At 54.5% G+C, this 23,067-nt stretch carries 21 protein-coding genes; 14 read left to right on the top strand and 7 right to left on the bottom strand.

Features of this window, described 5'->3' with window-relative positions; translation table 11 throughout:
- The first annotated feature begins 16 nt into the window (after positions 1-16).
- The 13 genes from atpF to phoU all read left to right on the top strand — a co-directional run bounded on the left by atpF (position 17) and on the right by phoU (position 13,945).
- Complete coding sequence (gene atpF, locus JTA15_RS17670) at positions 17-487, top strand: F0F1 ATP synthase subunit B (protein WP_003862370.1); 471 nt, start codon at positions 17-19, stop codon at positions 485-487.
- A gap of 14 nt (positions 488-501) precedes the next feature.
- Positions 502-1,035 (top strand): F0F1 ATP synthase subunit delta, encoded by a 534-nt coding sequence (gene atpH / locus JTA15_RS17675; RefSeq protein WP_014172281.1) that lies wholly within the window; start codon positions 502-504, stop codon positions 1,033-1,035.
- Between the two features lie 12 nt (positions 1,036-1,047).
- The gene (atpA, locus tag JTA15_RS17680; protein ID WP_006808751.1) at positions 1,048-2,589 is read left to right on the top strand and encodes a F0F1 ATP synthase subunit alpha; all 1,542 of its coding nucleotides are present in this window, start codon (positions 1,048-1,050) and stop codon (positions 2,587-2,589) included.
- 51 nt (positions 2,590-2,640) lie between these two features.
- A complete protein-coding gene (atpG, locus tag JTA15_RS17685) occupies positions 2,641-3,504 on the top strand; it encodes a F0F1 ATP synthase subunit gamma (RefSeq protein WP_020882764.1) in 864 nt (287 codons plus the stop codon).
- A gap of 31 nt (positions 3,505-3,535) precedes the next feature.
- Positions 3,536-4,918, top strand: coding sequence for a F0F1 ATP synthase subunit beta (atpD, locus tag JTA15_RS17690; protein ID WP_006177559.1), 1,383 nt, complete (start codon positions 3,536-3,538; stop codon positions 4,916-4,918).
- Between the two features lie 20 nt (positions 4,919-4,938).
- Positions 4,939-5,358 carry a F0F1 ATP synthase subunit epsilon gene (locus tag JTA15_RS17695; RefSeq protein WP_006177560.1) on the top strand — a complete coding sequence of 140 codons (420 nt, stop codon included), beginning with the start codon at positions 4,939-4,941 and terminating at the stop codon, positions 5,356-5,358.
- Positions 5,359-5,663: 305 nt separating this feature from the next.
- On the top strand, positions 5,664-7,034 hold the full coding sequence (glmU, locus tag JTA15_RS17700; RefSeq protein WP_219372549.1) for a bifunctional UDP-N-acetylglucosamine diphosphorylase/glucosamine-1-phosphate N-acetyltransferase GlmU: 1,371 nt from the start codon (positions 5,664-5,666) through the stop codon (positions 7,032-7,034).
- A 228-nt stretch (positions 7,035-7,262) separates the two neighbouring features.
- The gene (gene glmS / locus JTA15_RS17705; RefSeq protein WP_044857050.1) at positions 7,263-9,092 is read left to right on the top strand and encodes a glutamine--fructose-6-phosphate transaminase (isomerizing); all 1,830 of its coding nucleotides are present in this window, start codon (positions 7,263-7,265) and stop codon (positions 9,090-9,092) included.
- A 321-nt stretch (positions 9,093-9,413) separates the two neighbouring features.
- On the top strand, positions 9,414-10,454 hold the full coding sequence (pstS, locus tag JTA15_RS17710; RefSeq protein ID WP_014172287.1) for a phosphate ABC transporter substrate-binding protein PstS: 1,041 nt from the start codon (positions 9,414-9,416) through the stop codon (positions 10,452-10,454).
- Positions 10,455-10,534: 80 nt separating this feature from the next.
- Positions 10,535-11,494 carry a phosphate ABC transporter permease PstC gene (pstC, locus tag JTA15_RS17715; protein ID WP_014172288.1) on the top strand — a complete coding sequence of 320 codons (960 nt, stop codon included), beginning with the start codon at positions 10,535-10,537 and terminating at the stop codon, positions 11,492-11,494.
- Positions 11,494-12,384, top strand: coding sequence for a phosphate ABC transporter permease PstA (pstA, locus tag JTA15_RS17720; protein WP_014172289.1), 891 nt, complete (start codon positions 11,494-11,496; stop codon positions 12,382-12,384). The genes pstC and pstA overlap by 1 nt, the downstream gene beginning before the upstream one ends.
- Positions 12,385-12,431: 47 nt before the next feature.
- A complete protein-coding gene (gene pstB, locus JTA15_RS17725) occupies positions 12,432-13,205 on the top strand; it encodes a phosphate ABC transporter ATP-binding protein PstB (protein ID WP_014172291.1) in 774 nt (257 codons plus the stop codon).
- 14 nt (positions 13,206-13,219) lie between these two features.
- Positions 13,220-13,945, top strand: a complete 726-nt coding sequence (gene phoU / locus JTA15_RS17730; protein WP_008500182.1) for a phosphate signaling complex protein PhoU — start codon at positions 13,220-13,222, stop codon at positions 13,943-13,945.
- 84 nt (positions 13,946-14,029) lie between these two features.
- Here phoU and yieH read toward each other — a convergent pair whose 3' ends face one another.
- Positions 14,030-14,695: a 6-phosphogluconate phosphatase gene (yieH, locus tag JTA15_RS17735; RefSeq protein WP_219372550.1), complete on the bottom strand. Its 666-nt coding sequence runs from the start codon at positions 14,693-14,695 to the stop codon at positions 14,030-14,032.
- A 165-nt stretch (positions 14,696-14,860) separates the two neighbouring features.
- Between yieH and JTA15_RS17740 the strand changes: the two genes are divergently transcribed.
- Entirely contained in the window at positions 14,861-16,198 is a 1,338-nt protein-coding gene (locus JTA15_RS17740) for an NCS2 family permease (RefSeq protein ID WP_138614807.1), read from the top strand.
- 87 nt (positions 16,199-16,285) lie between these two features.
- Here JTA15_RS17740 and JTA15_RS17745 read toward each other — a convergent pair whose 3' ends face one another.
- The 6 genes from JTA15_RS17745 to yidC all read right to left on the bottom strand — a co-directional run bounded on the left by JTA15_RS17745 (position 16,286) and on the right by yidC (position 23,065).
- The gene (locus tag JTA15_RS17745) at positions 16,286-16,852 is read right to left on the bottom strand and encodes an NADPH-dependent FMN reductase (protein WP_020882759.1); all 567 of its coding nucleotides are present in this window, start codon (positions 16,850-16,852) and stop codon (positions 16,286-16,288) included.
- A gap of 36 nt (positions 16,853-16,888) precedes the next feature.
- Positions 16,889-17,635, bottom strand: coding sequence for a 4'-phosphopantetheinyl transferase superfamily protein (locus tag JTA15_RS17750; protein WP_014172296.1), 747 nt, complete (start codon positions 17,633-17,635; stop codon positions 16,889-16,891).
- 122 nt (positions 17,636-17,757) lie between these two features.
- Entirely contained in the window at positions 17,758-18,729 is a 972-nt protein-coding gene (gene yidZ / locus JTA15_RS17755; RefSeq protein WP_040018322.1) for an HTH-type transcriptional regulator YidZ, read from the bottom strand.
- Positions 18,698-19,873 carry an MFS transporter gene (locus JTA15_RS17760; RefSeq protein ID WP_219372551.1) on the bottom strand — a complete coding sequence of 392 codons (1,176 nt, stop codon included), beginning with the start codon at positions 19,871-19,873 and terminating at the stop codon, positions 18,698-18,700. The genes yidZ and JTA15_RS17760 overlap by 32 nt, the downstream gene beginning before the upstream one ends.
- A gap of 111 nt (positions 19,874-19,984) precedes the next feature.
- Entirely contained in the window at positions 19,985-21,349 is a 1,365-nt protein-coding gene (gene mnmE / locus JTA15_RS17765; protein ID WP_219372552.1) for a tRNA uridine-5-carboxymethylaminomethyl(34) synthesis GTPase MnmE, read from the bottom strand.
- Between the two features lie 72 nt (positions 21,350-21,421).
- On the bottom strand, positions 21,422-23,065 hold the full coding sequence (gene yidC / locus JTA15_RS17770; RefSeq protein WP_014172300.1) for a membrane protein insertase YidC: 1,644 nt from the start codon (positions 23,063-23,065) through the stop codon (positions 21,422-21,424).
- Positions 23,066-23,067: the final 2 nt, after the last annotated feature.

Consider the following 23,067-nt stretch of genomic DNA (forward strand, 5'->3'; position numbering starts at 1 on the left):
AAAGAGGTATTGTGCTGTGAACATGAACGCAACAATCCTCGGCCAGGCCATCGCGTTTATTCTCTTTGTCTGGTTCTGCATGAAGTATGTATGGCCGCCTTTAATGGCTGCCATCGAAAAACGTCAGAAAGAAATTGCTGACGGTCTGGCTTCTGCAGAACGCGCTAAGAAAGATTTGGACCTTGCACAGGCCAACGCGACAGACCAGCTGAAAAAAGCGAAAGCGGAAGCTCAGGTTATCATCGAACAGGCTAACAAACGCCGTTCGCAGATCCTGGACGAAGCCAAAGCTGAAGCAGAACAGGAACGTACTAAGATCGTGACACAAGCTCAGGCTGAAATTGAAGCTGAGCGTAAACGTGCTCGCGAAGAACTGCGTAAGCAGGTTGCGATTCTGGCTGTTGCTGGCGCCGAGAAGATCATCGAACGTTCCGTGGATGAAGCTGCTAACAGCGACATCGTGGACAAACTTGTCGCTGAACTGTAAGGAGGGAGGGGCTGATGTCTGAATTTGTTACGGTAGCTCGCCCCTACGCCAAAGCAGCTTTTGACTTTGCTGTCGAACACCAAAATGTCGATCGCTGGCAGGATATGCTGGCGTTTGCCGCTGAGGTGACGAAAAACGAACAAATGGCCGAGTTGCTTTCTGGTGCGTTAGCGCCTGAAACTCTCGCCGCGTCGTTTATCGCCGTGTGCGGAGAGCAACTGGATGCCAATGGTCAGAACCTGATTAAGGTAATGGCAGAAAATGGTCGTCTCCGTGTGCTCCCGGATGTTCTCGAGCAGTTTGAGCACTTACGTGCCCTTAGTGAAGCTACCGCTGAAGTCGAAGTGACTTCTGCGACTGAACTGAGTGATGAACAGCTTGCGAAAATCACCGCCGCGATGGAAAAACGTCTGTCACGCAAAGTTAAGCTGAATTGCAAAATCGATAAGTCTGTAATGGCAGGCGTAATCATCCGTTCGGGTGATATGGTCATTGATGGCAGCGTACGCGGCCGTCTTGAACGCCTTGCAGACGTCTTGCAGTCTTAAGGGGACTGGAGCATGCAACTGAATTCCACCGAAATCAGCGAACTGATCAAGCAGCGCATTGCTCAGTTCAGTGTTGTGAGCGAAGCTCACAACGAAGGTACTATTGTTTCTGTAAGTGACGGTGTTATCCGCATCCACGGCCTGGCCGATTGTATGCAGGGTGAGATGATTTCCCTGCCGGGTAACCGTTACGCTATCGCACTGAACCTGGAGCGCGACTCCGTAGGTGCAGTTGTGATGGGTCCATACGCTGACCTCGCCGAAGGCATGAAGGTTAAGTGTACTGGCCGTATTCTGGAAGTGCCGGTTGGCCGTGGCCTGCTGGGTCGCGTTGTTAACACCCTGGGTGCGCCAATCGACGGTAAAGGTCCGGTTGAGCACGATGGCTTCTCCCCAATCGAAGTTATCGCACCAGGCGTTATCGACCGTCAGTCCGTTGATCAGCCAGTGCAGACTGGTTATAAGTCCGTTGATGCCATGATTCCAATCGGTCGTGGCCAGCGTGAACTGATCATCGGTGACCGTCAGACCGGTAAAACCGCGATGGCTATCGACGCCATCATCAACCAGCGTGACTCCGGCATCAAATGTGTGTACGTGGCTATCGGCCAGAAAGCGTCCACCATTTCTAACGTGGTTCGTAAACTGGAAGAGCACGGCGCGCTGTCTAACACCATCGTTGTTGTGGCGACCGCTTCTGAATCTGCTGCACTGCAATACCTGGCACCATACGCCGGTTGCGCAATGGGCGAATACTTCCGTGACCGCGGTGAAGATGCGCTGATCGTATACGATGACCTGTCTAAACAGGCCGTTGCATATCGTCAGGTTTCCCTGCTGCTCCGTCGTCCACCTGGACGTGAAGCGTTCCCTGGCGACGTATTCTACCTCCACTCTCGTCTGCTGGAGCGTGCTTCCCGCGTTAACGCGGAATACGTCGAGAACTTCACCAAAGGTGAAGTGAAGGGTAAAACCGGCTCTCTGACCGCGCTGCCAATCATTGAAACCCAGGCGGGTGACGTTTCTGCGTTCGTTCCGACCAACGTAATCTCCATTACCGATGGTCAGATCTTCCTGGAAACCAACCTGTTTAACTCCGGTATTCGTCCGGCAGTTAACCCGGGTATCTCCGTATCCCGTGTGGGTGGTGCTGCTCAGACCAAGATCATCAAGAAACTGTCCGGTGGTATTCGTACCGCGCTGGCACAGTATCGTGAACTGGCTGCGTTCTCTCAGTTCGCATCCGATCTGGACGAAGCAACCCGTAAACAGCTGAGCCACGGTCAGAAAGTGACTGAGCTGCTCAAGCAGAAACAGTACGCACCAATGTCTGTTGCTCAGCAGGGTCTGGTTCTGTTCGCGGCTGAACGCGGTTACCTCGAAGATGTGGAACTGGCGAAAATCGGTAGCTTCGAAGCCGCTCTGCTGGCTTACGTCGACCGTGATCACGCTCCGCTGATGCAAGAGATCAACCAGACCGGTGGCTATAACGACGAAATCGAAGGCAAGCTGAAAGCTATCCTCGATTCCTTCAAAGCAACCCAATCCTGGTAATCGTCCGGCGGCTTGTCTCAGGACAAGCCGCCTGGCATTGAGGAGAAGCTCATGGCCGGCGCAAAAGAGATACGTAGTAAGATCGCAAGCGTCCAGAACACGCAAAAGATCACTAAAGCGATGGAGATGGTCGCCGCTTCCAAAATGCGTAAATCGCAGGATCGCATGGCGGCCAGCCGTCCTTATGCAGAAACCATGCGCAAAGTGATTGGTCACCTTGCAAACGGTAATCTGGAATATAAGCACCCTTACCTGGAAGAACGCGACGTTAAGCGCGTGGGCTACCTGGTGGTGTCGACCGACCGTGGTCTGTGTGGCGGCTTGAACATTAACCTGTTCAAAAAACTGCTGGCGGATATGAAAGCATGGTCTGAAAAAGGCGTTCAGTGCGATATCGCAATGATCGGCTCTAAAGGCGTCTCTTTCTTTAACTCCGTTGGTGGCAACATTGTCGCTCAGGTGACGGGTATGGGTGATAACCCTTCCCTGTCCGAGCTGATCGGCCCGGTTAAAGTGATGTTGCAGGCTTACGATGAAGGCCGTCTGGACAGACTGTACGTTGTCAGCAACAAATTTATTAACACCATGTCTCAGGTTCCAACGCTCACTCAGATGCTGCCTTTACCGGCATCAGAAGATGACGAGCTGAAGCAAAAATCCTGGGATTACCTGTATGAACCCGATCCGAAACCGCTGTTGGATACCCTGCTGCGTCGTTACGTTGAATCTCAGGTTTATCAGGGCGTTGTAGAAAACCTGGCCAGCGAGCAGGCCGCACGAATGGTGGCGATGAAAGCCGCGACCGATAATGGCGGCAGCCTGATTAAAGAGCTGCAGTTGGTTTACAACAAAGCTCGTCAGGCCAGCATTACTCAGGAACTCACCGAGATCGTCTCGGGGGCCGCCGCGGTTTAACCAGGTTTACGAATTACGTAGAGGATTCAAGATGGCTACTGGAAAGATTGTCCAGGTAATCGGCGCCGTGGTGGACGTCGAGTTCCCTCAGGACGCCGTACCACGCGTGTACGACGCGCTTGAGGTACAGAATGGTAACGAGAGCCTGGTGCTGGAAGTTCAGCAGCAGCTCGGCGGCGGTATCGTGCGTACCATCGCGATGGGTTCTTCCGACGGTCTGCGTCGTGGTCTGGAAGTTAAAGACCTTGAGCACCCGATCGAAGTCCCGGTAGGTAAAGCAACACTGGGTCGTATCATGAACGTATTGGGTCAACCAATCGACATGAAAGGCGACATCGGTGAAGAAGAGCGTTGGGCTATCCACCGCGCAGCACCTTCCTACGAAGAGCTGTCCAGCTCTCAGGAACTGCTGGAAACCGGCATCAAAGTTATCGACCTGATGTGTCCGTTTGCGAAGGGCGGTAAAGTTGGTCTGTTCGGTGGTGCGGGTGTAGGTAAAACCGTAAACATGATGGAGCTGATCCGTAACATCGCGATCGAGCACTCCGGTTACTCCGTATTTGCGGGCGTAGGTGAACGTACTCGTGAGGGTAACGACTTCTACCACGAAATGACCGACTCCAACGTTCTGGACAAAGTATCCCTGGTTTACGGCCAGATGAACGAGCCACCAGGAAACCGTCTGCGCGTTGCGCTGACTGGCCTGACTATGGCTGAGAAGTTCCGTGACGAAGGCCGTGACGTTCTGCTGTTCGTTGATAACATCTATCGTTACACCCTGGCCGGTACTGAAGTATCTGCACTGCTGGGTCGTATGCCTTCAGCGGTAGGTTATCAGCCGACGCTGGCGGAAGAGATGGGTGTTCTTCAGGAACGTATCACCTCTACCAAAACCGGTTCTATCACCTCCGTTCAGGCGGTATACGTACCTGCGGATGACTTGACTGACCCATCCCCAGCCACCACCTTTGCGCACCTTGACGCAACCGTGGTACTGAGCCGTCAGATCGCGTCTCTGGGTATTTACCCGGCCGTTGACCCGCTGGACTCCACCAGCCGTCAGCTGGATCCACTGGTTGTGGGTCAGGAACACTACGACACCGCGCGTGGCGTACAGTCCCTGCTGCAGCGTTACCAGGAACTGAAAGACATCATCGCCATCTTGGGTATGGATGAGCTGTCTGAAGAAGACAAACTGGTGGTAGCACGTGCGCGTAAGATCCAGCGCTTCCTGTCCCAGCCGTTCTTCGTTGCGGAAGTATTCACCGGTTCTCCGGGTAAATACGTTTCCCTGAAAGACACCATCCGTGGCTTTAAAGGCATCATGGAAGGCGAATACGATCACCTGCCGGAGCAGGCGTTCTACATGGTTGGTTCCATCGACGAAGCCGTGGAAAAAGCCAAAAAACTTTAACGCCTTAATCGGAGGGTGATATGGCAATGACTTACCACCTGGACGTCGTCAGCGCAGAGCAACAAATGTTCTCTGGTCTGGTCGAGAAAATCCAGGTAACGGGTAGTGAAGGTGAACTGGGTATTTTCCCGGGGCACGCACCGCTGCTCACCGCCATTAAGCCTGGTATGATCCGCATCGTTAAACAGTTCGGTCATGAAGAGTTTATCTATCTGTCCGGCGGCATTCTTGAAGTGCAGCCTGGCAGCGTGACCGTTCTGGCCGATACCGCTATTCGTGGCCAGGATCTCGACGAAGCACGAGCCCTGGAATCGAAGCGTAAGGCTGAAGAGCACATTAGCAGCTCTCATGGTGACGTGGATTACGCTCAGGCGTCTGCGGAGCTGGCCAAAGCGATCGCGAAACTGCGCGTTATCGAGTTGACCAAAAAAGCGATGTAACACCGGCTTGAAAAGCACAAAGCCAGTCTGGTTTCCAGGCTGGCTTTTTTTATGGTTTCGTATCACACCGATCTTTATTCATGATCCAAAAGAATAGCTAAGCTATTGTGTGTGCTAGCGACTTATCGCGAGAAGGCTACTTTCCAGAGAAAAAGGGGTTTACTCTGCCCCTAAAAATCGCCTCAAATAGCCATTATTGGCTGATGTTGAACGTTTTACCGCCATTCCATTTTATGACGCAAAATATGTAGAATTTTCAACGTCAACGGGGTTAACTTCTTACTCAAATTACAGTCAGGACGCGTATGTTGAACAATACAATGAGCGTGGTCATCCTTGCCGCCGGTAAAGGTACCCGCATGTATTCCGATCTTCCAAAGGTACTGCACACGCTGGCAGGAAAGCCGATGGTGCAGCATGTCATTGATGCCGCTAATGAACTGGGTGCCCGTCAGGTCCATCTGGTCTATGGTCACGGCGGCGATCTGCTTAAAAAGACGCTGAACGATGACAAACTCAACTGGGTGCTTCAGGCAGAACAGTTGGGGACCGGACACGCCATGCAGCAGGCCGCCCCGTTCTTTGCGGATGACGAAGATATTCTGATGCTTTACGGCGACGTCCCGCTGATCTCTGTCGACACCCTTGCCCGCCTGCGTGAAGCTAAACCGCAGGGTGGCATCGGGTTGTTAACCGTCGTGCTTGACGATCCGACCGGCTATGGCCGCATTACCCGCGAAAACGGTAACGTAACGGGTATCGTTGAGCATAAAGATGCCAGCGACGCACAGCGTCAGATTCAGGAGATCAACACCGGTATCCTGATTGCCAATAGCGCGGACCTGAAGCGCTGGCTGTCGAAGCTCACTAACAATAATGCGCAGGGTGAGTACTACATCACCGACATCATCGCGATGGCCTATCAGGAAGGGCGTGAGATTGCGGCGGTTCATCCGGCACGCATTAGCGAAACCGAAGGGGTAAATAACCGCCTTCAGCTTTCCCGCCTGGAACGCGTTTATCAGTCCGAACAGGCTGAAAAACTGCTCCTGGCAGGCGTTATGCTGCGCGACCCGGCGCGTTTCGATCTGCGCGGGACCTTATCTCACGGGCGCGACGTTGAAATCGATACTAACGTTATCCTTGAAGGCAACGTCACGCTTGGCCACCGCGTCAAAATTGGTGCCGGTTGTGTTATCAAAAACAGCGTCATCGGTGATGACTGCGACATTAGCCCGTACAGTGTGGTTGAAGATGCACATCTGGACGCGGCATGCACCATTGGGCCGTTCGCACGTCTGCGCCCTGGCGCTGAATTGCTCGAAGGCGCCCATGTTGGCAACTTCGTTGAGATGAAAAAAGCGCGTCTGGGCAAAGGTTCCAAAGCCGGCCATTTAACCTACCTGGGCGATGCAGAAATTGGCGATAACGTGAACATTGGTGCAGGAACAATCACCTGCAACTATGACGGTGCCAACAAGTTTAAAACCATCATCGGTGATGATGTGTTTGTCGGTTCTGATACACAGCTGGTGGCACCGGTGACGGTCGGGAACGGGGTAACCATTGCCGCCGGGACGACCGTGACGCGCGATGTCGCCGACAATGAGCTGGTGCTGAGCCGCGTGCCGCAGGTTCACAAGCAGGGATGGAAACGCCCGGTGAAGAAAAAGTAACGACCTGCACCCCGCTCTCTCCCGCGAGGAGAGCGCTCGTTCGGTGCGGTGTTTTTTGCCCTCGCCCCTCTGGGGAGAGGGATGGGGTGAGGGGATAACATAATCCTCCCCCCAAAGGCAGTACTTATAACAATAACCCCACTCTCTACAAGGCTCGGGGTGCCCGGAAAGGGCAAATACAGGTCAGCGACAACGCATGGCATAACGCCATAATCAGGAAATTAAACTATGTGTGGAATTGTTGGCGCAGTTGCGCAGCGTGATATTGCTGAAATCCTTCTCGAAGGTTTACGTCGTCTGGAATACCGTGGTTACGACTCTGCCGGTCTGGCAGTTGTGGATGCAGAAGGGCATATGACCCGTCTGCGTCGTCTCGGTAAAGTGCAGATGCTGGCCCAGGCTGCGGAAGATCATCCGCTGCACGGTGGCACAGGTATTGCGCACACCCGCTGGGCGACCCACGGCGAACCGTCTGAAGGCAATGCGCACCCGCATGTGTCCGAACACATCGTGGTCGTGCATAACGGCATTATCGAAAACCACGAACCGCTGCGCGAAGAACTTAAAGCGCGCGGCTATACCTTCGTCTCTGAAACCGACACCGAAGTTATTGCTCACCTGGTTCACTGGGAGCTGGAGCAGGGCGGTACACTGCGTGAAGCGGTGCTGCGCGCGATCCCTCAGCTGCGCGGTGCATACGGTACGGTAATCATGGATTCACGCGATCCGTCCACGCTGCTGGCCGCACGTTCCGGTAGCCCAATGGTTATCGGTCTGGGCATGGGCGAGAACTTTATCGCCTCTGACCAGCTGGCACTTCTGCCGGTTACCCGTCGCTTTATCTTCCTGGAAGAGGGTGATATCGCGGAAGTGACGCGTCGCAGCGTGACGGTATTCGATACCAAAGGCGAGCAGGTGAAACGCCCGGAGATCGAATCCAATCTGCAGTACGACGCAGGCGACAAAGGCGCTTACCGTCACTACATGCAGAAAGAAATTTACGAGCAGCCGAACGCCATCAAAAACACCCTGACCGGGCGCATCAGCCACGGCGAGGTGGACCTGAGCGAACTGGGTGCCAACGCCAATGAGCTGCTCGGTAAGGTTGAGCATATTCAGATCGTGGCCTGCGGTACCTCCTACAACTCCGGTATGGTCTCCCGCTACTGGTTTGAATCCCTGGCCGGTGTTCCGTGTGACGTGGAAATCGCTTCAGAATTCCGCTACCGCAAATCCGCGGTGCGTCGTAATAGCCTGATGATCACCCTTTCCCAGTCTGGCGAAACGGCGGACACCCTGGCGGCGCTGCGTCTCTCTAAAGAGCTGGGTTATCTGGGCTCTCTGGCCATCTGTAACGTGCCGGGTTCTTCGCTGGTTCGTGAATCCGATCTGGCGCTGATGACAAACGCGGGTACGGAAATCGGCGTGGCCTCCACCAAAGCGTTTACCACTCAGCTGACCGTTCTGCTGATGCTGGTGGCGAAACTGGCGCGTCTGAAAGGGCAGGATGCGGCTGTTGAGCATGACATCGTTCATGGTCTGCAGGCGCTGCCAAGCCGTATTGAGCAGATGCTGTCTCAGGACAAACGCATTGAAGCGCTGGCGGAAGATTTCTCTGACAAACATCACGCCCTGTTCCTCGGCCGTGGCGATCAGTATCCAATTGCGCTGGAAGGCGCGTTGAAGCTGAAAGAGATCTCCTACATCCACGCGGAAGCTTACGCAGCAGGCGAGCTGAAACACGGCCCGCTGGCGCTGATTGACGCAGACATGCCGGTCATCGTTGTAGCACCTAACAACGAACTGCTGGAAAAACTGAAGTCCAATATCGAAGAAGTCCGCGCCCGCGGTGGTGTACTGTACGTCTTCGCCGATAAAGACGCCGGCTTTGCGAGCAGCGACAATATGCACATCATCGAGATGCCGCATGTGGAAGAGGTGATTGCCCCTATCTTCTACACCGTTCCGCTGCAGTTGCTGGCCTATCACGTCGCGCTGATCAAAGGCACTGACGTTGACCAGCCACGTAACCTGGCGAAATCGGTCACCGTAGAATAATCCCCTCAGGCTCCACCTTCGGGTGGAGCTTTTTTACCCTTCCTGGTTTGTTTTTAATCAACCCATCCGCATTTTTATTTATGACAATCTGTCATCTTCAGCTACTTTTTTCAGTGTCACATAAAGAAAATATTTCTGAAAACTTGCTGTCATGTAAGTGGTTAACTAGATGATAATTAAATGAATTTTTACTGATATTTAAGCTAAATTTTCATTGTCATAAAACTGTCATAATTCGTACATTTATCTGTCACCTGTTTGTCCTATTTTGCTCATCGTAGCCACTAAACAACGATTTACGAAAATCTTGCAGGAGACATTATGAAAGTTATGCGTACCACTGTCGCAACTGTTGTCGCCGCGACCTTATCTCTGAGCGCGTTCTCTGTATTTGCAGAAGCAAGCCTGACTGGCGCTGGTGCAACCTTCCCTGCGCCGGTGTATGCCAAATGGGCGGATACCTACCAGAAAGAAACCGGTAACAAGGTTAACTATCAGGGTATCGGCTCCTCCGGTGGCGTAAAACAAATTACCGCGAATACCGTTGATTTCGGCGCATCAGACGCTCCACTGTCTGATGACAAACTGGCGCAGGAAGGCCTGTTCCAGTTCCCGACCGTTATCGGTGGTGTTGTGCTGGCCGTTAACATTCCAGGCCTGAAATCAGGCGAGCTGGTCCTGGACGGCAAAACCCTGGGTGACATCTACCTCGGTAAAATCAAAAAATGGGATGACGAAGCCATCACCAAACTGAACCCGGGTGTCAAACTGCCTTCGCAGAACATCGCAGTGGTTCGTCGTGCAGATGGTTCCGGTACCTCTTTCGTTTTCACCAGCTACCTGGCGAAAGTGAACGAAGAGTGGAAATCTAAAGTCGGTTCCGGCTCTACCGTTAACTGGCCAACCGGTCTGGGTGGTAAAGGCAACGACGGTATCGCCGCGTTCGTACAGCGTCTGCCTGGTTCTATCGGCTATGTAGAGTATGCGTATGCTAAGCAGAACAACCTGTCCTACACCAAACTGGTTTCTGCCGATGGCAAGCCAGTCAGCCCGACTGAAGAGAACTTTGCTAACGCTGCAAAAGGCGCTGACTGGAGCAAATCCTTCGCTCAGGATCTGACTAACCAGAAAGGCGACGGTGCGTGGCCAATCACCTCTACCACCTTCATTCTGGTTCACAAAGAGCAGAAGAAACCTGAGCAGGGCGCTGAAGTGTTGAAGTTCTTTGACTGGGCGTACAAAAACGGCGGCAAACAGGCTAACGCGCTGGATTACGCCACCCTGCCGGACAACGTGGTTGAGCAGATTCGCGCTGCATGGAAAACCAACGTGAAAGACAGCAGCGGTAAAGCATTGTATTAATTTAGTATTCTGACGAAAATGGCGGGTGGCGCTCGCGCTACCCGCCGATTTCGTAAACGCGTTTAACAGAAGAGTGATTTATGGCTGCAACAAAGCCTGCATTTAACCCTCCGGGTAAAAAAGGTGACATGATTTTCAGCGCGCTGGTCAAACTGGCTGCGCTGATTGTGCTATTGCTGCTGGGCGGCATTATCGTGTCCCTGATTTTCTCCTCCTGGCCGAGCATCCAGAAATTCGGTTTCTCTTTCCTGTGGACCAAAGAGTGGGATGCGCCGAACGATATCTACGGTGCGCTGGTGCCGATTTATGGCACGCTGGTGACGTCGTTTATCGCCCTGCTGATTGCGGTGCCGGTGAGCTTTGGTATTGCCCTGTTCCTGACGGAACTGGCGCCGGGCTGGTTGCGTCGTCCACTGGGTATCGCCATTGAACTGCTGGCCGCTATTCCAAGTATCGTGTACGGCATGTGGGGCCTGTTTATCTTTGCTCCCCTGTTCGCAACGTACTTCCAGGAACCGGTGGGTAATGTTCTCTCCGCCATTCCGTTTGTCGGCACCCTGTTCTCTGGCCCGGCTTTCGGTATCGGTATTCTGGCTGCGGGGGTGATCCTCGCCATTATGATTATTCCGTACATTGCGGCGGTAATGCGCGATGTCTTCGAACAAACGCCGGTGATGATGAAAGAGTCGGCCTACGGCATCGGCTGCACCACCTGGGAAGTTATCTGGCGCATCGTCCTTCCGTTCACCAAAAATGGGGTGATTGGCGGCGTCATGCTGGGGTTAGGCCGTGCTTTGGGTGAAACCATGGCGGTGACCTTTATTATCGGTAACACCTACCAGCTCGACAGCGCCTCCCTCTACATGCCGGGTAACAGTATTACTTCCGCACTGGCGAATGAATTTGCCGAAGCGGAATCCGGGCTGCACGTCGCGGCGCTGATGGAACTGGGCCTGATCCTGTTTGTGATTACCTTCATTGTGCTGGCGATTTCCAAGCTGATGATCCTGCGTCTCGCAAAAAATGAGGGGGCACGCTAATGGCAACTCTCGAAATGCAAAGCACCACTGCGCTGGCGGAATCCCGTCGCAAAATGCAGGCGAAGCGTCGTTTCAAAAACCGCGTTGCGTTGACGCTCTCAATGGCAACGATGGCGTTCGGTCTGTTCTGGCTGGTCTGGATCCTGTTCTCGACCGTTGTGCGCGGCATCGACGGGATGTCGCTGTCGCTGTTCACCGAGATGACGCCGCCGCCAAATACGGCGGGCGGCGGCCTGGCGAATGCCCTGGCGGGCAGCGGTTTGCTGATCCTCTGGGCGACGGTAGTTGGTACACCGCTTGGCATTATGGCGGGGATTTATCTGGCGGAGTACGGGCGTAAATCCTGGCTGGCAGAGGTGATTCGTTTCATTAACGACATCCTGCTGTCTGCGCCGTCTATCGTGGTCGGTCTGTTTGTTTACACCATTGTGGTGGCGCAAATGGAACACTTCTCCGGCTGGGCAGGTGTGATTGCGCTGGCGCTGCTGCAGGTACCTATCGTCATTCGTACCACCGAGAACATGCTGAAACTGGTGCCGGATAGCCTGCGTGAAGCGGCTTACGCGCTGGGCACGCCGAAGTGGAAAATGATCTCCGCGATTACGCTGAAAGCCTCCGTCTCCGGGATCATGACCGGTATCCTGCTGGCCATTGCCCGTATTGCAGGCGAAACGGCGCCGCTGCTGTTTACTGCCCTCTCCAACCAGTTCTGGAGTACGGACATGATGCAGCCTATCGCCAACCTGCCGGTGACGATTTTTAAATTTGCGATGAGCCCATTCGCGGAATGGCAGCAGCTGGCCTGGGCCGGGGTGCTGATCATTACCCTTTGCGTACTGTTGCTGAACATTCTGGCGCGCGTCATTTTCGCGAAACAGAAACACGGTTAAATTTTTACGGCGCGGCAGATCGCGGCGCCGAATGAGGAAATGAGTCAATGAGTATGGTTGATACTGCCCCGGGTAAGATTCAGGTTCGTGATTTGAACTTCTACTACGGCAAATTCCATGCCCTGAAGAACATCAACCTGGATATCGCCAGGAACCAGGTCACGGCATTTATCGGTCCGTCTGGCTGTGGTAAATCCACGCTGCTGCGTACCTTTAACAAAATGTATTCGCTCTATCCGGAGCAGCGTGCCGAAGGTGAAATCATCCTGGACGGCGATAACATTCTGACCAACAGCCAGGATATCGCCCTGCTGCGTGCAAAAGTCGGGATGGTGTTCCAGAAACCGACGCCGTTCCCGATGTCCATCTACGACAACATTGCCTTTGGCGTACGTCTGTTTGAAAAGCTCTCCCGTACGGATATGGATGAGCGCGTTCAGTGGGCTTTGACCAAGGCCGCATTATGGAACGAAACCAAAGATAAGTTGCACCAGAGCGGTTACTCTCTCTCCGGTGGTCAGCAGCAGCGTCTGTGCATTGCGCGTGGTATCGCCATTCGCCCGGAAGTGTTGTTGCTGGATGAGCCGTGTTCAGCTCTGGACCCGATCTCAACCGGCCGTATTGAAGAGTTGATCACCGAGCTGAAGCAGGATTACACCGTGGTTATCGTGACCCACAATATGCAGCAGGCTGCGCGTTGTTCCGATTACACGGCGTTTATGTACCTGGGCGAGTTGATTGAGTTCAGTAATACGGACGATCTGTTCACCAAGCCCGCTAAAAAGCAAACAGAAGACTATATCACCGGTCGTTACGGTTGATTCAGGAGCGCGCTATGGACAATCTCAATCTTAACAAACACATTTCAGGCCAGTTCAACGCAGAGCTGGAAAGTATTCGCACTCAGGTGATGACCATGGGTGGCATGGTTGAGCAGCAGCTTTCCGATGCCATTACCGCGATGCACAACCAGGACAGCGAGCTGGCGAAGCGCGTTATCGAAGGTGATAAAAACGTCAATATGATGGAAGTCGCCATTGATGAAGCCTGCGTGCGTATTATCGCCAAGCGCCAGCCAACGGCGAGCGACCTGCGTCTGGTTATGGCGATCATCAAAACCATCGCCGAGCTGGAGCGTATTGGTGACGTTGCGGATAAAATCTGCCGCACCGCGCTGGAGAAATTCTCCCAGCAGCACCAGCCACTGCTGGTGAGCCTCGAGTCGCTGGGTCGTCATACCGTGCAGATGCTGCATGACGTACTGGATGCCTTTGCGCGAATGGATCTGGACGAAGCGGTACGTATCTACCGTGAAGACAAGAAGGTCGACCAGGAGTATGAAGGCATCGTGCGTCAGCTGATGACCTACATGATGGAAGACTCCCGTACGATCCCAAGCGTCCTGACCGCGCTGTTCTGCGCGCGTTCAATAGAGCGTATCGGTGACCGTTGCCAGAACATTTGCGAATACATCTTCTACTTCGTGAAAGGGCAGGATTTCCGTCACGTTGGCGGCGATGAGCTGGACAAGCTGCTGGCGGGTAAAGATCCGAAAGAGTGATGCGCTAACATGCCCGGTGCTGCTGTGCTTACCGGGCCTGCGAGCGCTATAGGCCGGATAAGCGTCAGCGCTATCCGGCTTTTTTCAGCGAGTAATATTCCACCCGCGAGCCTTCCACAATTCTGGCAGCTGCGCCAGATTGGTGAAGGTCGTCACTTTTGGATGATCGATTGGTTTGTTGTGCGGATCGGCGCAGAAGTAAAACACCTCCATACCCGCATCAATTCCCGACTGCGCTCCCGCAGAAGAGTCATCCACCAGAATGCAGCTCGCCACGTTAACGTTCATCGCTTTTGCTGCATGGAACATCAACGCCGGGTCTGGCTTCCAGCGCTGGATATCGTAGCCGCTGAACAGTTTTTCCGGGAAGTGGTGCAACATTTCAAGCTTACCCAGCGAGTGCTGCATTTTGCTGACCGGACCGTTCGAGACCACGCAGATGGGCACCGTCATCGCATCCAGAAGCGCATTCGCCCCGGCAATGACCTCCAGTTCGGAGTCGAAGAGGCGTGCGACCTCGGCGCGGTAGACCGGCTCCAGATCTGCTTTCGCCAGATCCACACCGTGCTCTTCGTTAATGATGTCGATGATCTCGTAGAGCTTCACACCTTTAAAGCGTTTAAACACCTCTTCGAGATCCAGCGTAATGCCAAATTCCCTGAACATGGTCACATACGCGCGGGAACAAATGACCTCACTGTCGACCAGCGTACCGTCGCAGTCGAAAAATACCGCTTCAATTCCGGACATGCCTTTCCCTTTTTACAAGTTTAACGTTTACGTACGGCAGTTTAATGAGACGCAATCGTTGCCGTATAAGCAAAATCAATGAAAAAAGTATCTTGTAACCGCCACTATTGTCGCATTTTGGTATAGGATAGCGACGAATTTTCCCTCCTTGTTCGGAAATTGATGATGAGTCAACAACACACTACCCAGACATCTGGTCAGGGTCTGCTTGAGCGCGTGTTTAAACTGCGTGAGCACGGCACAACGGCACGCACCGAAGTGATCGCCGGTTTCACCACCTTCCTGACGATGGTCTATATCGTTTTTGTTAACCCACAAATTCTTGGCGTTGCTGGCATGGACACCAGCGCCGTCTTCGTGACCACCTGTCTGATCGCTGCGCTGGGCAGTATCCTGATGGGTGTGTTCGCTAACCTGCCCGTGGCGCTGGCCCCGGCAATGGGTCTGAACGCTTTCTTCGCGTTCGTGGTCGTCCAGGCGATGGGTCTGCCATGGCAGGTCGGCATGGGCGCTATCTTCTGGGGCGCGGTTGGCCTGCTGTTGCTGACCATTTTCCGCGTACGTTACTGGATGATAGCCAATATTCCGGTGAGCCTGCGCGTGGGGATTACCAGCGGTATTGGTCTGTTTATCGGCATGATGGGTCTGAAAAACGCAGGCGTTATCGTGGCTAACCCGGACACGCTGGTGAGCATCGGTCACCTGACCTCGCACAACGTGCTGCTGGGCGTGCTGGGCTTCTTTATCATCGCTATCCTGGCTTCGCGCAATATTCATGCGGCCGTGCTGGTTTCCATCGTGGTCACCACGCTGCTGGGCTGGATGCTGGGCGATGTGCAGTACAAAGGGATTGTCTCCGCGCCACCGAGCGTATCTACCGTCATTGGGCACGTCGATCTGGCAGGCTCCCTGAACCTGGGTCTGGCGGGCGTGATTTTCTCCTTCATGCTGGTTAACCTGTTTGACTCCTCCGGTACGCTGATTGGCGTGACCGACAAAGCCGGCCTGGCGGATGAGAATGGGAAATTCCCGCGCATGAAGCAGGCGCTGTTTGTTGACAGTGTCTCCTCTGTCACCGGCGCGTTTATCGGTACATCGTCTGTTACCGCTTACATTGAATCCTCTTCAGGTGTCTCTGTGGGTGGCCGTACCGGTCTGACGGCGGTTGTGGTGGGTATCCTGTTCCTGCTGGTGATCTTCCTGTCGCCGCTGGCGGGCATGGTGCCTCCGTATGCAGCAGCCGGCGCGCTGATCTACGTGGGGGTGTTAATGACCTCCAGCCTGTCGCGCGTGAAGTGGGATGATTTAACCGAAGCGGTGCCTGCGTTTATTACCGCGGTGATGATGCCGTTTAGCTTCTCGATCACCGAAGGTATCGCGCTGGGCTTTATCTCCTACTGCGTCATGAAGATTGGTACCGGTCGCTTCCGCGACCTCAGCCCGTGCGTCATCATTGTGGCGCTGCTGTTTGTGCTGAAGATTGTTTTTATTGATGCCAAATAAACAGAAAGCCCTTTTCGTCGAAAAGGGCTTTTGTGTTTGCGCCCTCTCCCGGTGGGAGAGGGCCAGAGTGAGGACATCAGGCTACGTTTAAGCTTTCACTCGCTTAATATAATCACCAAACGCGGTCAGCTGGCCAGAAAGATGGTCACGCGTACTTTGATCCACCACTTCACCCGTCTGCGGGTCGACCTTGTTCTGAATCACGCCCCCCATAAATTCCGGTTTGTTCATTACCATCGCATCCAGGAAGACCAGGATCTGACGCAGATGGTACTGGCAGCGTGCCCCGCCAATCGCGCCCATAGAGCTGGTCTGGATCAGCACCGGTTTACCCGACAGCGGCTGCTCCGGGAGACGGGATAACCAGTCAATGGCGTTCTTCAGGCCACCCGGGACGGAGTAGTTATATTCAGGCGTAACAATGACCACGCCGTCTGCCTGGCGGATCTGCTCTGCAAGCGCTTCTACGCTCTGTGGAAACCCTTCTTCCTGCTGCACATCCGCGTCGTAAAGCGGAATGTCGCCAATCGATGGCAGGGCGCTAATGTCCATACCTGCCGGTGCCAGCTGAGGCAGCGTGCGGGCAACCATCCCGTTAAATGAACCTTTGCGCAGGCTTCCCAGTAACGTAACAACTTTCAACGTATCAGACATGATTACTCCTGTTTCATCATGATGACCCTGAATGGATCAGCTAAGGGTATATGCTTTTTCTGCCGGTAAACTGGTTAATCTCATCAGGCGTGCGGCGGGTTCGTTGGCTCGCTCGGGCACATCCGGAAGGCTACTCCATCCGTGTTGACTGTCAAATTCCCAGATTTTCAATCGTTCGATGGCGGGGGTCACCGCGATGGACCAAATCAGTACGTCTTCGGCATCGCTGAGCGCCTCTACCAGCGTGGCTTTAGCGGAACGCAGACGTCCGGAGCCGGGAAGCAATTGCAGCAGGCTGGCGTCGTCTGATGCACAGCCACAGAGCTTTCGAATGCTCTGGCGTAAGGTAATGAGCTGAGCTCTGGCCTCGATGGGATCGTTCTGGTTACGCACCCACAGCTTTTCATTGCTGGAAAGCGGGTAGTCATCGTGCGGGTTCGCGCCGTGGAAGCCACGGGTTGCGTGCTGAAGCTCCATGTCCAGGCCGCAATCCCCTTCAGTAGTGAGCGCGACGCCAATGATATTGCCCGTGTAGGCAATGGAGAAACGCGGCAGCTCCGGGTCGGCAAAGACCGGGCGCCCTTCAGGTTGGGTGAGGATATCCGGCAGTTCACTGGTGCCGTACAGCATGAACATCAGCTCAGCGAGAAGCGCGCGGGATGCCAAAAACCGCGTCCGGCGATGCTCCGGCAGTTTACGTGCTTCCTGGTGACACGCGGATGAAATTCTGGCCGATACGAGATGTCCCTCTGTCAGTATCCCTCTTGCAAAGTGCGTTGCCATTTTTCGCTCCTTGATAATGGTCGTATTCGGTTAAACGGTTACATGATTATCGCTTAACTTGCCTTCTGTTTTAATCAGTAAATGGGAGTAAGAGAAGCCTGAGGACCCAACTTTACATTTTCTTAGGCAAAAATAAGCGCTGGAGCGGCATATAGCGCTTTGATTGTCTCACGGAGCCAGAGGATTTTCGGATTATGGCTGTTTCGTTTATGCCAGATCAGCGTGAAAGGAACGGTCAGTTTTTCAGCCTGGGCTTCATCAATGGGAATGGGCAGGGCGATCAGCTTACGCTGGTGGAGTTGATTATAGTGATGGCAGTAGTGTGGCGCCGTAGCGATGTAGTTATGGCCGGGCTGCGCCGCCATAAACATCGACTGTTCGAAACCGGGCAGGCTCATGGCGATATTACGCTCACGTCCCATCTCTCTGAGCACCTCATCAAGCGCCCAGGTGTCGCTGCGCTCCCAGAAGATGCTGATATGCGGATAGCGCAGGAAAGTCTCCAGGTTCCACTCTTCCTGAAGAGCCGGATGATCTTCGCGCAAATAGACGCAGGGACGGTCGCTGAACAGAATTTCGTAGTCGATAAACCACGGCATCAGCTTCAACAGCTCGCGGGAGCGCGGATGCGTTTCACGGCCCGTGAAGCCAAGATCGACTTCTCCGCGTGTAATGGCATCCACCGAGTCGTAATCCCAGTGGCGCATCTTTACCGTGGCCTGTGGATAGCGCTGATTGACCTGCTCGAGCAGGGCATTAAAACGGATCAACATCAGAGGCGTTTCCGCGGCCAGCACGAACGTCAGCCCGCCCGGGGAGTCATGATGGAATTTATCGAGGATCTGATTGCCAATCTGCATCCAGTCGGCCAGATCCTGCTCCAGGCTCATCGTCAGCGGTGTCGGCAGCAGGCCTAACGGTGTTTTCACAAACAGCGGATCGTCAAACCAGTCGCGCAGTTTCGCCAGCGATTTACTTACCGCGGACGGGGTCACGTTCATCCGTTTCGCGGCTTTGGTTACGCTGCGCTCCTGCAGCAAAAGCTGCAGGCACAACAACAGGTTAAGATCGAGACTGCTGATTGGCTTCTTCATAATGGGCCGCGGGCTGGATGACCATAAGTAAGGTGATGCAGAGCATGCTACAACCAATCAGAATCCCGATCAGCATATTGAGCGCATTAAGGCCGATGACCGCCGCCAGCCATATCCACAGCGACGAACCGCAGACCTGCGCAATACCCAGCACCGAACTTGCCACACCCGCGCGCAGTGAGAACGGGCCAAGCGCCTGACTCATTGCCACGCCAAAGCCGACGGAGAAGCCGGCGCAAATCAGCGTAATCCCTACCAGCATCAGCACATGTGTGCTGGTGGTCGCCAGAATCCCCCCCGCAGCGAGGAACAGCACCTGAGAGGTTAGCATGAGCGTGCGCTGACGGAAGATATTCAGTGCGAACGGCGTCGAGAACGAGACGGCCATACTGACCATCGCGGTAAGTGCCATCACGGTGGAATACTCACCTCGATCAAACCCCATGGTCTCCATCAGCAATACCGGGGAAACGTTTACATACGTCAGGATCACCGCCACGCTCAGTGTGGTAATGGCCAGGCGACTCAGGAAAAAGCGGTTTAGCAGCGTCTCGGCCGGATGAAGGGTTGCCGTATGGCCTGCGTTTTGCGAGCCTGGATGGGTCTCTTTCAGCACCGTGATCGAGAGGATAAAGACCAGCGCACCCATGGCCGCCATCGTCCAGAACAGGCTCTGCCACGGGAATTTCAGCATGATCAGATAGCCCACCACCGGCGCCATCACCGGAATGATGCAGGTAATACCGTTGAGCATGGAAAGCACTTTGGCACGGCGCTGGGCGCTTAAGGTATCGCGTAGGATGGCGAAGGCCACCACATAACAGCCACCGGCACCTATCCCCTGAATAAAGCGTCCTGTCAGGAACAGGGTACTGTCCTGGGCCAGGGAGCAGAGCATTGACGCCAGCGCGAAGATGATGGCACAGGTAATGGCCACGGGCTGACGACCCGCTTTGTCCGCGATTTTCCCGGCAAATACCATCGATGATGCCATCCCGGCGAGATAGGCCGAAAACGCAATATGCAGCTGCGCCTCGCTGGCACCCAGATCGCGGGCAATGTGCGGCAGCCCCACCAGATACATATCAATACCCGATGGATAAAGCAGAACCAGCGCAAAACTACAAAACAGAAAACGAGCCATAAACCCCCCATAGATGCAGGCAAGCAGAATAGGGGGATAAAAGGGGTTAGGCGAGTTGCCATTTGGACAAAGGTGATTTCCCGGGAGGAAATCACCCTTCATCAGCGGTAATTACTTGCCGATACAGAAGCTCGAGAAAATCCGTCCCAGCAGATCGTCCGAGGTAAATTCGCCGGTTATCTCACTCAGTTTTTGCTGCGCCAGACGCAGCTCTTCCGCCAGCAGTTCACCCGCCCATGCGCCAAGCAGCTGCGCTTTCCCCTGATCGAGGTGGCGTGCCGCGTCTTCCAGCGCCTGAAGGTGACGACGGCGCGCAAGGAAGCCGCCTTCCATACTGGTATCAAAGCCCATGCTCTGTTTGAGATGGTTGCGCAGGTCGTCAACGCCTTCACGGGTACGGGCCGACAGGCGAATAAGTGAGTGGCCATTCACTTCACTAATACCCAGCGTTTCGCCGGTCACATCCGCTTTGTTACGCACCACGGTGATCGGCAGTTTTGCCGGCAGGCGGGCAATAAAGTCGGGCCAGATGTCCGCCGGATCAACGGCATCGGTCGTGGTACCGTCCACCATAAACAGCACGCGGTCAGCCTGCTCAATCTCCTGCCAGGCGCGTTCGATACCGATGCGCTCTACTTCGTCACTGGCGTCGCGAAGACCTGCCGTGTCGATGATGTGCAGCGGCATGCCGTCGATATGAATATGCTCACGCAGCACGTCGCGGGTGGTACCGGCGATGTCGGTGACGATCGCCGCTTCACGGCCCGCCAGGGCGTTGAGCAGGCTCGATTTACCGGCGTTAGGGCGGCCCGCAATCACGACCTTCATCCCCTCGCGCAGCAGGCTACCCTGACGTGCTTCGGCACGCACCGCGTCGAGATCGGCCATCACGCTATTCAGCTGAGCTTCAATTTTACCGTCAGAGAGGAAGTCGATCTCCTCATCCGGGAAATCGATAGCCGCTTCGACATAGATGCGCAGGTGAGTAAGTGCTTCCACAAGATGATTCACGCGCGCCGAGAACGCGCCCTGAAGCGAGTTCAGTGCGGAGCGGGCTGCCTGCTCGGAGCTGGCGTCGATCAGGTCAGCAATTGCTTCTGCCTGTGCGAGGTCAAGCTTATCGTTCAGGAAGGCACGCTCGGAGAACTCACCAGGCTTTGCAATGCGCAGGCCCGGCAGCGTCAGAATGCGTTTTAACAGCAGGTCGAGGATGACCGGGCCACCGTGGCCCTGCAGCTCCAGCACGTCTTCTCCGGTAAAGGAGTTCGGGCCCGGGAACCACAGCGCAATGCCCTGGTCCAGCGGCGTGCCGTCAGTGTCTTTAAACGGCAGATAATCAGCGTAGCGCGGCTTTGGCAGTTTACCCAGCACCGCTTCGGCGACCTCGCGGGCCTTCAGGCCGGAGATACGCAGAATGCCTACACCACCGCGTCCCGGTGGGGTTGCCTGGGCGACGATAGTGTCGTTATGGCTCATGGTTGGTCTCGTTCAATACAAATAAAAAAGGCGGTCAATCGACCGCCCTTATTTTAGCGTTAATTTACCGAATCAGGACTTTTTCTTTTCGCGGCTATGCAGGCCACGTTTTTCCAGACCACGGTAAATCAGCTGCTGCTGGATAATGGTCACCAGGTTGCTGACGATATAGTACAGCACCAGACCTGACGGGAACCACAGGAAGAACACGGTGAAGATGACCGGCATAAAGGTCATGATCTTCTGCTGCATCGGGTCGGTCACGGTGGTCGGCGACATCTTCTGGATGAAGAACATCGTTACGCCCATCAGGATCGGCAGGATATAGTACGGGTCCTGTGCAGACAGGTCATGGATCCACAGGGCGAACGGCGCGTGGCGCAGCTCAACGGAACCCATCAGCATGTAGTACAGCGCAAGGAAGATTGGCATCTGAATCAGCAGCGGGAAGCAACCACCCAGTGGGTTCACTTTCTCTGCTTTATACAGGGCCATCATCTCCTGGCTCTGACGCTGTTTGTCATCGCCCAGACGCTCACGCATTGCCTGAATCTTAGGCTGCAGCATACGCATCTTCGCCATGGAGGTGTACTGCGCTTTAGTCAGCGGGTACATGATGCCACGTACGATGAAGGTGATAACGATGATGGAGAAGCCCCAGTTACCCAGGAAGCTGTGGATGAACTTCAGCAGCTTAAACAGCGGCTGAGAGATGAACCACAACCAGCCGTAGTCCACGGTCAGATCCAGGTGCGGCGCAACGGCAGCCATTTTGTCCTGGATTTCCGGACCGACCCACAGGGTGCTTGCCAGCTTACCGGTTTGACCCGGCTGTACCAGAACCGGCTGAGATTTGTAGCCAATGGCTGCAAGACCGTTACCCAGGTTCGCGGTATAGAAGTTGTTAGTACCGTCGTTCGTTGGCACCCACGCAGTGGCGAAATACTGCTGCAGCATTGCCACCCAACCGCCTTTAGCGCTGACGTTCAGGTTTTCGTTATCGGCAATGGTGTCGAATTTGTATTTCTCGTACTTCGCATCAGGCGTAGAGTACGCCGCGCCACGGAAGGTATGCAGCGCAAAGTTGCTGCTTCCGGTGTCACGGTGAGACGGCAGATTGATGGACTGCTTCAGCTGACCAAAGGTCGACAGTTCCAGCGGTTTCGCACCGGTGTTCTGAACGCTGTAGCCCACGTTCACCGCATATTCACCGCGTTTCAGGGTGAAGGTTTTGGTGAAGGTGTTGCCCGCGGCGTCGGTGTAGGTCATCGGGATAGCGATTTCATTCTGACCATCAGCCAGTACGAAAGTCTCTTTCTCGACGTTGTACAGTGGACGCGCACCGTTAGCCGGGTTATCCGGGCCATCACGACCGGTCAGGCCGCTCTGGGCCTGGTAGATAAACTCAGGCGTGGTTTCCAGTAACTGGAACGGTTCGTTAGACTTCAGCTCTTTTGGGTAGGTCAACAGCAGCGCCTGCTCAACATCACCACCACGGGTGTTGATAGTCAGCTCAAGCACATCGGTCTTAACCGTAATCTGTTTCCCCTGGCCACTGGCCGGTACGCCCTGGTCGGCGGCGCTACCCGCTGCGGTGGTCGTAGTCTGCGTGGTCTGCTGCTGGGGTTGAGGATTTTTATCCTGCTCCCATGCCTGCCAGATCATGAAAGACACGAACAACAAAGCGATGATAAGAAGATTGCGTTGCGAATCCATCG

It is taken from the genome of Enterobacter sp. BIDMC 29 (assembly GCF_019378755.1).
Classification (GTDB): domain Bacteria; phylum Pseudomonadota; class Gammaproteobacteria; order Enterobacterales; family Enterobacteriaceae; genus Enterobacter; species Enterobacter ludwigii.

Bases quoted from the DNA above. Each gene is read 5' to 3' on its own strand.
- atpG (WP_020882764.1), top strand. From the start codon at position 2,641: ATGGCCGGCGCAAAAGAGATACGTAGTAAGATCGCAAGCGTCCAGAAC.
- pstA (WP_014172289.1), top strand. From the start codon at position 11,494: ATGGCAACTCTCGAAATGCAAAGCACCACTGCGCTGGCGGAATCCCGT.
- phoU (WP_008500182.1), top strand. From the start codon at position 13,220: ATGGACAATCTCAATCTTAACAAACACATTTCAGGCCAGTTCAACGCA.
- JTA15_RS17695 (WP_006177560.1), top strand. From the start codon at position 4,939: ATGGCAATGACTTACCACCTGGACGTCGTCAGCGCAGAGCAACAAATG.
- JTA15_RS17760 (WP_219372551.1), bottom strand. From the start codon at position 19,873: ATGGCTCGTTTTCTGTTTTGTAGTTTTGCGCTGGTTCTGCTTTATCCA.
- pstS (WP_014172287.1), top strand. From the start codon at position 9,414: ATGAAAGTTATGCGTACCACTGTCGCAACTGTTGTCGCCGCGACCTTA.
- atpA (WP_006808751.1), top strand. From the start codon at position 1,048: ATGCAACTGAATTCCACCGAAATCAGCGAACTGATCAAGCAGCGCATT.
- yieH (WP_219372550.1), bottom strand. From the start codon at position 14,695: ATGTCCGGAATTGAAGCGGTATTTTTCGACTGCGACGGTACGCTGGTC.
- glmS (WP_044857050.1), top strand. From the start codon at position 7,263: ATGTGTGGAATTGTTGGCGCAGTTGCGCAGCGTGATATTGCTGAAATC.
- JTA15_RS17750 (WP_014172296.1), bottom strand. From the start codon at position 17,635: ATGGCAACGCACTTTGCAAGAGGGATACTGACAGAGGGACATCTCGTA.
- atpD (WP_006177559.1), top strand. From the start codon at position 3,536: ATGGCTACTGGAAAGATTGTCCAGGTAATCGGCGCCGTGGTGGACGTC.
- pstC (WP_014172288.1), top strand. From the start codon at position 10,535: ATGGCTGCAACAAAGCCTGCATTTAACCCTCCGGGTAAAAAAGGTGAC.
- yidC (WP_014172300.1), bottom strand. From the start codon at position 23,065: ATGGATTCGCAACGCAATCTTCTTATCATCGCTTTGTTGTTCGTGTCT.
- JTA15_RS17745 (WP_020882759.1), bottom strand. From the start codon at position 16,852: ATGTCTGATACGTTGAAAGTTGTTACGTTACTGGGAAGCCTGCGCAAA.
- yidZ (WP_040018322.1), bottom strand. From the start codon at position 18,729: ATGAAGAAGCCAATCAGCAGTCTCGATCTTAACCTGTTGTTGTGCCTG.
- glmU (WP_219372549.1), top strand. From the start codon at position 5,664: ATGTTGAACAATACAATGAGCGTGGTCATCCTTGCCGCCGGTAAAGGT.
- mnmE (WP_219372552.1), bottom strand. From the start codon at position 21,349: ATGAGCCATAACGACACTATCGTCGCCCAGGCAACCCCACCGGGACGC.
- atpH (WP_014172281.1), top strand. From the start codon at position 502: ATGTCTGAATTTGTTACGGTAGCTCGCCCCTACGCCAAAGCAGCTTTT.
- pstB (WP_014172291.1), top strand. From the start codon at position 12,432: ATGAGTATGGTTGATACTGCCCCGGGTAAGATTCAGGTTCGTGATTTG.
- JTA15_RS17740 (WP_138614807.1), top strand. From the start codon at position 14,861: ATGAGTCAACAACACACTACCCAGACATCTGGTCAGGGTCTGCTTGAG.